The organism is Streptomyces sp. NPDC048275, assembly GCF_040652275.1.
In the GTDB taxonomy this organism is placed as follows: domain Bacteria; phylum Actinomycetota; class Actinomycetes; order Streptomycetales; family Streptomycetaceae; genus Streptomyces.
This window is the reverse complement of record NZ_JBEZLR010000048.1, coordinates 58,142-69,067: the sequence shown is the minus strand read 5'-3', so window position 1 is coordinate 69,067 and position 10,926 is coordinate 58,142. Positions and strand designations below refer to the sequence as shown.

The 10,926-nt window shown below is 69.7% G+C and carries 12 protein-coding genes; 1 reads left to right on the top strand and 11 read right to left on the bottom strand.

The genetic code is table 11. The features are described from left to right. Positions 1–115: 115 nt before the first annotated feature. The 10 genes from AB0D57_RS26315 to AB0D57_RS26270 all read right to left on the bottom strand — a co-directional run bounded on the left by AB0D57_RS26315 (position 116) and on the right by AB0D57_RS26270 (position 9,361). A complete protein-coding gene (locus AB0D57_RS26315; RefSeq protein WP_362077730.1) occupies positions 116–664 on the bottom strand; it encodes a hypothetical protein in 549 nt (182 codons plus the stop codon). Between the two features lie 76 nt (positions 665–740). Beyond that, positions 741–1,793, bottom strand: a complete 1,053-nt coding sequence (locus tag AB0D57_RS26310; protein ID WP_362077727.1) for an acyl-CoA desaturase — start codon at positions 1,791–1,793, stop codon at positions 741–743. Between the two features lie 54 nt (positions 1,794–1,847). Next, the gene (locus AB0D57_RS26305; RefSeq protein WP_362077724.1) at positions 1,848–2,807 is read right to left on the bottom strand and encodes a VlmB-like protein; all 960 of its coding nucleotides are present in this window, start codon (positions 2,805–2,807) and stop codon (positions 1,848–1,850) included. A 56-nt stretch (positions 2,808–2,863) separates the two neighbouring features. Next, positions 2,864–3,868, bottom strand: a complete 1,005-nt coding sequence (locus tag AB0D57_RS26300) for a DUF2156 domain-containing protein (RefSeq protein ID WP_362077721.1) — start codon at positions 3,866–3,868, stop codon at positions 2,864–2,866. Continuing rightward, positions 3,865–4,332: a hypothetical protein gene (locus AB0D57_RS26295; protein ID WP_362077718.1), complete on the bottom strand. Its 468-nt coding sequence runs from the start codon at positions 4,330–4,332 to the stop codon at positions 3,865–3,867. Before AB0D57_RS26295 ends, AB0D57_RS26300 begins: the two co-directional genes overlap by 4 nt. A gap of 2 nt (positions 4,333–4,334) precedes the next feature. Continuing rightward, positions 4,335–5,198 carry an SAM-dependent methyltransferase gene (locus AB0D57_RS26290; protein WP_362077715.1) on the bottom strand — a complete coding sequence of 288 codons (864 nt, stop codon included), beginning with the start codon at positions 5,196–5,198 and terminating at the stop codon, positions 4,335–4,337. Positions 5,199–5,256: 58 nt separating this feature from the next. Further along, the gene (locus tag AB0D57_RS26285; protein WP_362077712.1) at positions 5,257–6,825 is read right to left on the bottom strand and encodes an AarF/UbiB family protein; all 1,569 of its coding nucleotides are present in this window, start codon (positions 6,823–6,825) and stop codon (positions 5,257–5,259) included. 233 nt (positions 6,826–7,058) lie between these two features. After that, positions 7,059–7,655, bottom strand: a complete 597-nt coding sequence (locus AB0D57_RS26280; RefSeq protein WP_362077709.1) for a hypothetical protein — start codon at positions 7,653–7,655, stop codon at positions 7,059–7,061. Positions 7,656–7,750: 95 nt separating this feature from the next. Continuing rightward, the gene (locus tag AB0D57_RS26275; RefSeq protein ID WP_362077706.1) at positions 7,751–8,200 is read right to left on the bottom strand and encodes a sigma-70 family RNA polymerase sigma factor; all 450 of its coding nucleotides are present in this window, start codon (positions 8,198–8,200) and stop codon (positions 7,751–7,753) included. Positions 8,201–8,713: 513 nt separating this feature from the next. After that, positions 8,714–9,361, bottom strand: a complete 648-nt coding sequence (locus AB0D57_RS26270) for a TetR/AcrR family transcriptional regulator (protein WP_362077743.1) — start codon at positions 9,359–9,361, stop codon at positions 8,714–8,716. Between the two features lie 156 nt (positions 9,362–9,517). Between AB0D57_RS26270 and AB0D57_RS26265 the strand changes: the two genes are divergently transcribed. Beyond that, positions 9,518–10,549 (top strand): medium chain dehydrogenase/reductase family protein, encoded by a 1,032-nt coding sequence (locus AB0D57_RS26265; RefSeq protein WP_362077703.1) that lies wholly within the window; start codon positions 9,518–9,520, stop codon positions 10,547–10,549. A 168-nt stretch (positions 10,550–10,717) separates the two neighbouring features. On the opposite strand, the gene AB0D57_RS26260 is transcribed toward AB0D57_RS26265, so the two are convergent. Beyond that, on the bottom strand, positions 10,718–10,897 hold the full coding sequence (locus AB0D57_RS26260; protein WP_362077700.1) for a hypothetical protein: 180 nt from the start codon (positions 10,895–10,897) through the stop codon (positions 10,718–10,720). Positions 10,898–10,926: the final 29 nt, after the last annotated feature.

The following is a 10,926-nucleotide window of genomic DNA, read 5'->3' as shown; positions in this document are numbered from 1 at the left end:
GCCACCCCGTAGCACCACGGCAGCACGTCATCGGGGTCGGGCAGGGAACCTGGCGCCGACTCCAGGCCGGGGATGTCGTCATGAGGCCCGCACCACCCCCTCACATTTCGTCGGCTCAGAACGCCGTGCACCGGCCCTTCTCACCGGGCCAGAAGCACACCTGGCCGAAGACGTCGAAGCCCGCGACACCGTCCGGGTCGATCTTGTCGAACCGGGGCTTGGGGATCTGCAGACCGTTGATCCCGTCACCGGCGAGCGGTCCACTCGTCACCGTGCGGTCGGGGACAGGGCTGCCCTCCTTGAGGTCGCCCTTGAAGTAGAGGCTGCCGACGTCGCCGGTGTTCCACGTGCCCACGCCATTACCCTCCACGGAGAAGGTCGGCGGCAGCACACCGAATCTGCCGGTGCCGACGACGTCGAAGACGATGTCGGTCAGCTCCGGAGCCGCCCCGCTGGGCGAGCGGCAGTCCTTGTACCCGATGTGCCCGGTCACCTGGGCCTCCCTGACCCGGAAGGAGAGCGGCGGACTGAAGTTCACCTCGGCATCGAGACGGCACACCAGGTCGGGGACAGGGGCCGCCCGTAGCCCGGCCGGTTCGGCCTGGGCGGCGGCGGGGGCGACGAGCGCCGTCCCCGCCGCGAGGACGGCGGCTGCCGGCGCCACCCTCCTGCCGCGGCGGGTCGAGCGGGCAGACGTCTTCGCTTTCACTGAGAACATCACTGTTTCGGGTTCCTCTCTCTCAGGCCGTGGCCGTGGTGCCACGGAGAACTTCGCTCGCGGAGCCGAGATGCTCCGCGAGGTCGCGGTACGACTCCAGGACGCCCGTCTCGACGTACGCGATCTCCCGCTCGACGCAGAACTGCTTGACGAGGGGATACGCGCGCCGCAGTGCCGACCTGGGCATGCCGGGGAACAGGTGGTGCTCGATCTGGTAGTTGAGGCCGCCGTAGAAGAAGTCCCCGAGGTAGCCGGTGGGCAGGGTGCGCGAGGTGAGGACCTGGCGCTCCAGCCAGCTCCACTCCTGGCCCACCCGGGTCGGCAGACCCTTGTGGTTGACGGCGAAGGCGAGGCCGAGCAGATAGCCGAGGAGAACCTGGTGCACTGCCAGGAACAGCAACACGGTCGGCCACGGCAGGAGCAGGAAGAGCGCGCCGAAGAAGAGCACCGCGTGCAGCACCATCAGGCCGCCCTCCAGGAGGGGTCGGCGGATGGCCCGCCGACGCAGGGCGATGACCCCGGCGATCCGCAGGACCACGGCCTCCAGGCCCAGCAGCGGGAAGAAGAGATACCGCTGGTTGGCGGCGAGGAAGCGGGCGAATCCCTTGCGGTCCTGGGCCTGTTCGGGGGCGAAGATCGCCACTCGGCGCAGGATGTCCGGGTCGAGTTCCAGGTGGTTGGGGTGGTTGTGGTGGCGGTTGTGATGCTGCACCCACCAGCCGAAGCAGATCCCGAGCATCAGGTTGCCGTGGATCAGTCCGAGCGCCTGGATGTACTTCCGGGACCGGGTGATCTGGCGGTGCCCGGCGTCGTGCACCAGGAAGGCGAGCTGCTCGTGCCAGACGGCGAGCCAAACCGCCGCCAGGACCACCTTCCACCAGGTGCCGCCGGACAGCGCCAGCGCCGCCCAGCCGAGGGCGTTCATCAGCCAGACCACCGCGATCCCGGTCACGTACTGGCCCTTGCGGGGACGCATGAGTCCGGCGGCCAGGACGCGGCGGGTCAGTTCGCGGAAGTCCTCGTCCTGCGCGGCGGGTTCATGCGGTGAGGAGTTGACTGCCGGGCTGTCGGTCATCGGTGTATCACCGACCCTTTCGTTGGGGGACGTTGGCGAAAGCGCGCGGGCTGCTCAGGGGGTCAGGCCCATGTCGGCGAGCCGTGCCTCCTGAGTGGCGCGCGCCCATTCCGCGGCGGCGAGCATCCGTTCCTCGGCGGTGGTGTCGACCAGGCGGCGGCCCGGCCACAGTTCGTAGTCGCCGGCGAGGTCGCGGTGCTGCTCCAGGCCCTGCTGGTAGAGCTGTTCGCGCCGGAAGGTCAGTTCCTGCACCGGGAGCCGGGCCCACAACTCGCTGCCGCGTGCGACCAGTTCCCTGATCCGGTCCAGCTCCTCGGGATGGCTTCGGACATGGCGCCGGACGATCGTGGTGCCCACGGACAGATGCCGGATCTCGTCGATGCCCGCGGCCCGTTCGATCTCGGCGGCGGGCGGGTCGAAGGGGCGCCACTTGCGTTCGCTCAGTTCGGCGGTGGGCGCGAGGACCCCTTCGACCAGGACGGTCAGGGTGATCACGCCGCCGATGTAGTCGCGGTCCTTCTCCATGACCGAGAGCCCGAATTCCTCCAGGGGCGTCAGGATCGCGTCCCGGTCGGCCCCGGCCAGCGACTCCATGGTGGCTTCCAACTCTTGCTCCGGTGTGCCCAGTTCGAGCAGATGGCCGCGGAAGGCGTAGGCGTGGCGGGCCTCGTCCATCAGCTGGGAGGTGTAGAAGTCCATCCCGGCGAGGTCGGGGGCGTACGCGACCAGGAAGGAGATGGCGCGGGCCGCCTTCTCCTCCGCCATCGAGCGGAAGGCCAGTTCCTGCATGACGGCCTGGCGCAGTGGCCCGTCGACCATCATGTGGGCGGGTACGGGTACGTCCGCGGAGCGGCCCATCGGGTCGCCTCCGAGGGTGCCTTCCGGCACGGCGCGGAACCAGTAGCCGAGGTCGCAGCCCTCCGGTGTCAGGTCGGTGGACAGCGCGCCTTCCAGCAGACTCGGGGCGCGGTGCCGGTCGGCCTCCGCCGGGATCCTGGACATGTACGTGGTCATCTCAGCCTCTCTGCGTCTTGACCTTGCTACGGGTGCTCAGAAACTGCTGCGGGTGCTCAGACCGACTTGGTGAGGCGCATCAGCCGCCAGACGGCACCGGGGCTCACCCCGCCCTGGAACGCCAGGTACTCCGGTTCGATGAGCTGCGGGCGCCACTTGAGCTTGAAGGACTCCTGGGCGGCCGCCGGGTAGATGGCCCGCCCCTTGGCCGCCAGGAGCTCCACGCACCGGTGCAGCAGGCGGCTGGTCGGGCCGGGCGCGGCCGCGTCCGGGCGGAGCTGGACGAACGGGGTGAAGCCGAGGTGCAGCCAGCCGCATCCCTCGTCCTGGAACTGGCGCAGAGCGGTGGCGAACATCAGCTCCACCGTGCCGGGCGGGGCGTCCGGCAGCCGCCGCGTCAGGTCGTACAGCCATCCGGCCCGCGCACCGAACACGGGCGAGTAGGAGACGTAACCGACGGTCTGTCCTTCGTGGACGGCGATGAACAGGCGCCGGTGCGGGGCGCCAGGGCCGCCGCGTTCGCCGATGAGGAACTCGAGTTCCTTGACGTGGCGGCCCTTCGCCCGCAGCCAGGCCCCGTCCACCGCGTCGAGGGCCGCGCCGTCCTGCTCCCCCGCGGGCACTTCGGTGGCCGTGACTCCTTCCCTGCGGGCCCGGTTGACCATGTTGCGCACCTTGACCATGCGCTGGCCGCCCAGGCTGTAGCCGTCCAGCGCGATGCTGAAGGAGGCGCCGAACTGGTTGACGACGAAGTCGTGTCCGGCGTGCAGTTCGGCTTGGGAGCGGGAGAGCTGTACGGCGGCGACCCGGCGTCGCTCGTTCCCGGCCCGCACGAGCAGCGCGTCCAGCAGCCGCGACCGGTCCTGGGGCGCGCAGACCGGACCGCCCAGTTGGAACAGATGCCGTCGGCCCGCCTCCCGGTAGGGGACGAAGCCGTCGACACCGTCCGTGTGGAAGCGTCGGTTCCCGCTGTTCATGGCGAGGAAGGCGCTGCTGTGGCTGCCGTGCCGGCACAGCATCTCGTACGCCTGCGTGTCGGCGAGTGCCTGCGGGGCGCTCACCGTACTGCCGCCTCGTGCCAGGGCACGGTCGCGAAGTCCCGCAGCGCGCCCTGGACAGAAGGGTGCGGAACCGGCTCGAAGGACACGGTGAACGATTTGGCGAAGTTGCCGAACAGCGCGCGGTCGCCGAAGAGATGGATCGGCAGTACCAGCAGCGCCCACTCCCAGCCGTACAGCAGGACCCAGGCGCCGAGGACCGCGCCCTGCACGCTCAGGCTGTGCATGGTGTTGTAGAGCACGTAGTAGACGCGGGAGACCTGTCTGTCGGGGCTGCGGTGATAGGCGATCGCGCCCGGCAGATAGCCGATGAGGTCGACGTAGGCGAAGAGGGCGACGGCGACCCACCACCGCACCTCGGCCAGGTGTACGAGGAAGAATCCGGCGGCCACCAGCAGCCCGAGCAGGTACTCGAGTCGTAGGAGCCGGTAAGTGGTGGGGGTCTGGCAGAGGTTGTGGCCGTCCACGGTCACCGCCCGCCGGCCGGGATCTCGGCCGTGACCAGGATCATGGCGTCCTTCTCGACCCCCGCGAACGCCGCCAGATGCGGGGCGAACCGCTCGACGGCGTACGGCAGCGCCAGCAGGTCCGCGACTCGCGCCTGCCACCCGTACCCGCCCCACCAGCGCTCCGCGTCCGCGAGATGCCACACCCACGGCGTCCCCGAGCCTGACAGCGCCTCCAGCCAGGGCTTCACGAACGGCGAGTCGGCGGTGTCGGCGTTCAGGCACTCGGCGCCGAGGGTGCTGCCCGGCGCGGACAGCTCGCTCGCCGTGCCGATCAGGCTCTCCACCGCCTCCGGCGGGAGGTAGAAGAGCAGCCCCTCGCACAGCCAGGCGGTGGGACGGCCCGGGTCGAAGCCGGCGGCGAGCAGCGCGCCACGCCAGTCGCCCAGCAGGTCGGCGGAGACGGTGGTGCGCCGGGCGACGTCCGGGGCGCGCCCCGCGAGGACCCGGTCCTTGAAGGCCTGTACGGCCGGTAGATCGACCTCGAAGACCTGCGTCGCGGTGGGCCAGTCGAGCCGGTACGCCCGGGTGTCCAGCCCCGATCCCAGCAGGACCACTTGCTCGCACCCGCCCCGCGTCACGGAGAGCAGGTGGTCGTCGAAGAAGCGGGTGCGCACGGCCAGCCAGTCGGGCAACACCTTCTGCAGGACGCCGGCTCCCGGCGGGGCACCGGCCGCCCCGGCGGCGTCCAGGAACTCGGCCGCGAGAGTGTCGTCGAAGAGCGCGTCCGCCCGCGCGGATTCCTGGGCCCGCATGCGTACGGTCCACAGAGCCGTCTCCGAGACTCCGTCCAAGGAGCGCTGCGTGTCGTGCTGCTGCATGGGCATGGGTGATTCTTCCTTTGTGGGTAGGGTTCATGACGGGTGATCAGTTCGACGTGAGGCGTCAGCGGGGTGCCCGCCGGCGGTCGAACAACAGGGCCGCGGCGCCCAGCGCCAGCAGGCCGCGCGACGGCGACCAGGGCCGCTGCCCGCCCATGGACGCGGGTGTGTGCGGCTCGTGGAGCTGGAAGGCGAGCTGACGGTTGGCGGCGTCGGACAGCAGCCCGCGCCACTGTTCCGGTGCGGACGCGGCGGTCGAGAGCAGGTCCATCGTGTTGCGGGCGACCTGGTCCAGGGAGAAGTACTCGCGGATCAGGGCCAGGATGATCCCGCGCGCCTCCGCCTTGAAGACCTCGGCGAGGGCGATGTCCGGCGCCAGACAGCGCACCGAACCCTCCAGGTTCGCGAAGGACTTGCCCAGCAGGGAGATGGCAGGCGCGGAGCCGATGCCCCGCCGGGTCGCCTTCTCCAGGACGGTGGTCAGGGACACCCCGAAGTTGATGTCCTCGAGGGAGGCCGTGGCGACCTTGGGGACCAGCGCCGCCATGTCGGCGGCGAACGCGGGCAGGTTCGACCAGGCGGTGACCCGGCCCATGTCCGCCCACGCCCGGGCGAGTCCGTGGCCGTCGTTCTGGGCGATGGCCATGAGCAGCGGCAGCAGCTGCAGACTCGTCCGCCGGTCGAGTCGGCCGACCATGCCCCAGTCGATGAGCGTGGCCGGTCCGCCGGGCAGCGCGAAGACGTTGCCCGCGTGCGGGTCGGCGTGGAACATCCGGTCGACGAAGTAGCCGCGGTACATGAAGCGCAGCAGGTCCTTGCCGATGTCCGTACGCTCCCGGTCGCTGAACGAGCGGCGGTCGAGGTGGCGTACGGAGGTGCCGGGGGCCAGCGACTGGACCAGCACCTTGGGGGTGGCGTGGATGACCCGGGGGACGTCGAGTGTCGGATAGCGCCGGATGTGCTCGCGGGCCTCGTCCATGTTGCGGGCCTCGCCGGTGAAGTCCAGCTCGGGTTCCATCGCGTCGAAGATGGATCCGAGCATCGCCTCGACGTCGATGACCTCGTTGAAGCGGGGCGCGGTACGGGCGACGATCCTGGACGCCTTGCGCATCAGGGCCATGTCCGCGCGGACGGTGTCCCGGATGCCGGGCCGCTGGATCTTCACCACCGCGGGCCGCCCGCCGGGCAGGGTCACCCGGTACACCTGGGCCAGCGAGGCCGCCCCGAGCGGGCGGACCGTCTCGATGTCGTCGAAGCGGAGCTTCCAGTCCGCTCCCAACTCCTCCTGGAGCACGGGCTCGAAGAGGGCGAAGGGCTGGACGTCGACCTGATCGTGGAGATTCTGCAGTTCGCCGATCATGGAGGCGGGCACCATGTCGGGCCGGGTGGAGAGAATCTGGCCGAGCTTCACGTAGAACGGGCCGAGACTTTCCAGGGCGTGCCGCACCGCCTTCGCACGGCGTGTCCCGTCCTCGGCGGCCCCGTCCCCGGCGGAGGCCTCGGCTTCCGCCGGGGAGAGGGGGCCCCGCCCCGGCCACCGGCGCTCCCGCGTCACCTGTCCGACCTCGTCGGCGACGAGGCTTCCCAGTACCTTCACAACCAGCCGGAGCCGATTGCCGAGCATGGCACCCATGTGTCACAACCTCCTGTGCCTGACGAGTTCCGTCGGTCGTGCGCGCGATCGCCCACACACGTGGGTCATGCGCCGCGATCGCCCACGCACATGAGTCATGCGGCGCGATCGCCCACGCACCTCGCGCATGCGGCGCGGTTGCCTACCCGCATGGCTCATGTGGCGCGATCACTCACCCGCGGTGAAGCGGTACGCGCCCCGGTGGCGGCCGGTGAGACCCGGTCAGCGGCCGCTCAGCCGCTCTTCCTCGCCGCCGGCGCACGGCCGGCACCGGTCACGGCGCCGGCCACCCCCTGAACGCCCTCCAACACGCTCACCAGGGAGGTGACGAGCTCGGAGAGCTGGGCGATCTGCCGAGGCAGTGCGGCCAGGCCCTCCGCCATGTCGGCCGCTCCCGACACAGCGGAGGTCGCCCCGCCGGCCACCTGTCCCAGCGCGGCCAGCGGATTGAGTCCTCCCGCGGCACCGCCGAGGGCGGCGAGCGGGTTCGCGCCGCCGCCCCCGAGGGCCGCGAGCGGATTGGCCGCGCCGGCCAGTGCGGCCAGCGGATTGGCCGCGCCGACTCCGGCCGCGGCGTTGGCGGCGTTCGCGAGCGCGGCCACGGGATTCGCCACACCACCGAGGGCGGAAAGAGCGCTCACCGTCCTCAGTACATCGCCGGGAAGTCCGTTCAGCGCCTGATACGGATTCCCCGGAGTGAGCCAATCCACGGAATGCGCATCATCTCCTTTTCGGTCCAAGATTTCATCGAACGCCTTCTTGGTGCTGTCGGCGATATCGCCGATGAAATCCTTGATCGTGTCCTGGGTGTTATTCTTGCCCACGGTCACTAACCTTTCTCCCTCACCTGCACTCCCGGAGTTCGGGAGCCGTTTTTTATGCCCGCGTCGACTTACGTCACTCGCGGGAAGAAGGCGGAGATCCGTTATGCGGCGGCACCGTCCAGAGCCTTGGCGCAGACCAGCCGCAGCCGCGCCCGGCCCCGAGTGAAAGCCCCTTCGGCCGCTTTGACCGAGATCTGGTGCATGCGCGCGAATTCCAGCGTGGAGATTCCATGGGCGCGGGCGAGCACCACTTGTCGCTCCCGGCCCCGCAGCAGATGGACCTGATCGAGCAGCCAGCGCCCGAAGTCCTGGTCGCACACGCCCTCGTCCGGCAGCTCGGGCCCGCCCACGTCCGCCGCACGGCGCAACAGCCGTCGCCTTCGCTCCAGTTCACGGTAATGGTCGACGCACAGGCGCAGGGCGACCGAGGTCAGAAAGGGGCCGATCCGCTCCTGGTCGAGATTGCCGTGAGCGGCCGCCCTGAGCATCGCTTCCTGGACACAGTCCTCCGCATCCTGAGCATTCGGAAGCCGGCGGCGGACCAGCCTCATCAGTCGCTCCCGATGACCGGCGATCACATCCCAGGATAATTTCCGCCGCACCTCGTCCTGCGATTCATGTTCCCGAGATCCGAATTCCTGGGATTCAGGAATTGCTCGATCAATAGCCCGATCAACGATTCCGAACTCATCTAAGTGGTCTACCAATTTCCTGTGATCCATGGCCCCGAGATTGATTCCTGGGTGCGAATCGGAATGTTCGCACGGCCTATCCCCCACCCGTCGCGAGGTTTCTTTTCCTGGCCGACACATCAACAAACCAGCCGGAATCCCTACCACTCATCCGCATGGAAAACGGACCATCCCGTTCCGGTGAACCCCCCGCCGTGCTACACATTTCACGTAGGCCCACGCGCCCCCTCACGCCTGCGGAAACGTCACGCCATGAGCGGGAACACCTCAAAACGGCGCCGAAATCACACCCGCATCAACCACGAGGGAATCAATCGCGCCAAAATCCCCACTGCGGAGGCGAGCGCCGGGCGGGACAGGGATGCGGTGCGGTCAGTGCGTCGACAGGTCGTCCAGTTCGGCCGCGAACAGCAGGGCGGGGTCGAACCCCATCCCGGCGAAGTGGCCGGCGAGTTCCAGGGACAGGGCGCCGTGCAGCCGGGCCCAGAAGGCCAGGGCACGGTGGAGGGCCTCGGGCGGGACGGGGTGGCCGTCCGCCCACTGCCGGTGGCCGTCGAGGTGCGCGCCGAACGGCGTCGCGGGGCCGCCCAAGGGGAGCACGGCGCAGGCGTCGAGCAAGGTCGTCATGATCTCGGAGGCGATCGCGGTGACGTCGTCGGGCGCGTGATAGCCGGGGACGGGCGTGCCGTAGAGGAGAAAGTACCGCTGGGGGTCGTCCAGGGCCCATCCGCGAAGGGCGTGCGCCAGCGCGGCCAGATCGGCACCGGACTCGGCGGCCGCATGGAAGGTGTCGGCAAGGCTTCGGTACGCGTCCCTGATCAGCTCGGTGATCAGCTCGTCGCGGCCGGCGAAGTACCGGTAGAGGGCGGGTCCGCTCAGACCCATCTGTTTGGCGATCGCATTGAGGGAGAGCGCGGAAGCCCCCGCCGCGGCGATCTGCTCCCATGCACGGTCCTTGATCTCCGTACGCACCTGGGCGCGGTAGCGCTCGCGCGGGGTCGTCGTACCCGTTTCCGCCACGGCCACGGCCTGCCCCCTTCCACCCCCACAAGGCTACATGCTCAAGTTTCAGTTAGAAGTTGTCACGAATGCTCTTGACTCCGCCTTCCTTGCGGCGTTACAACTTCTAACGAACACGAAAGCAAGTAACTCACGTGGAACGCGGTGGAGGTCGTCATGAACGCCGAAGGACTCGTCGAAGTCGTCCTGCCGGGCAAGGTGGAGCCGGAAGGGCTTCAGATCCGGCACGGAGCCGTCCCCGCCGCGGGCCCGGGCCAGGTCGTGATCCGGATGGAGGCGACCGGGGTCTCCTTCGCCGAGCAGCAGATGCGCCGCGGCCGCTACTACGACCAGCCGGCGTTCCCTTTCGTACCCGGCTACGACCTGGTCGGCACGGTGCTGGCGACCGGCGAGGGCGTCGAGCCGGGCCTGGCCGGCACCCGGGTGGCCGCACTGGTCAAGGTCGGCGGCTGGGCCAGCCATGTGCTCGTCGAGGCCGCGGACGCGGTGCCGGTGCCCGCCGGGATCGGCGCGGCCGAGGCGGAGACTCTGGTGCTCAACGGCATCACCGCCTGGCAGATGCTGCACCGCAAGGCACGCATCCGGGCGGGACAGACCATTCTGGTGCACGGCGCCAATGGTGGCGTCGGCTCGGTTCTGGTCCAGTTCGCCCACGCCGCGGGCGTGGAGGTGATCGGCACGGCGTCCGCCCGCCACCACGACGCCCTGCGGGAACGGGGCGTGACCCCCGTCGACTACCGCACCGAGAACGTCGCCGCGCGCGTCCGCGAGCTCGCCCCCGGTGGGGTGGACGCCGTCTTCGACCACGTCGGCGGCCGGGGCATCGTCGACTCCTGGCGCCTGCTGGCGCCCGGCGGCACGCTCGTCTCGTACGGCAGCGCCTCCACCCGGGACGACGAAGGCTCCAAGCAGTGGCCCGTGCTCAAGCTCCTCGGCCGGGTGTGGCTGTGGAACGCGCTCCCCAACCGCCGCCGCGCCTACTTCTTCAACGTCTGGGCCGGGCGGGGCCTGGCCAGGAACCGGTTCCGGGCCCGGTTGCGCGCCGACCTCACCCAGGTCTTCGCGGCACTTGAGCGCGGTGAGGTCACTGCCCAGATCGCCGCGCAGCTGCCGCTCGCCCACATCGCCGACGCTCTACGGCTGGCCGAATCCGGCACCGTCGCCGGAAAGGTCGTAGTGAACGCGTAGGACGTCTCTTCGACAGCAGCTGATCGCACGCGCTTCTCCCTCCACCTGAAGCGCCTGCCCAAGAACTGAAACGCTCACCTGATCCCGACACTCTGCTCCTGCTCACCCGGCTCCAGGCCCTCTGAGCACGAACACAGCTCTGAGCACGAACACAGCGTGGCACGGCGCTCATTCCTCGCCGTCACCACGGCGACTGCGCTGGTTGGAGCGGCTCACCAGTTCGCCCGCCGCGAGCGTCGCGGTCGCCACGACGCGGACCCATCGGGGGCCGCCCCTCGCCGCCCACACCACACAGACGCACCCCCCGATGACGAGCAGCAGGACGCCGAGCAGCACGACGATGGTCATGGTTCTTCCCCCCTGTTTGTCGATGCGCC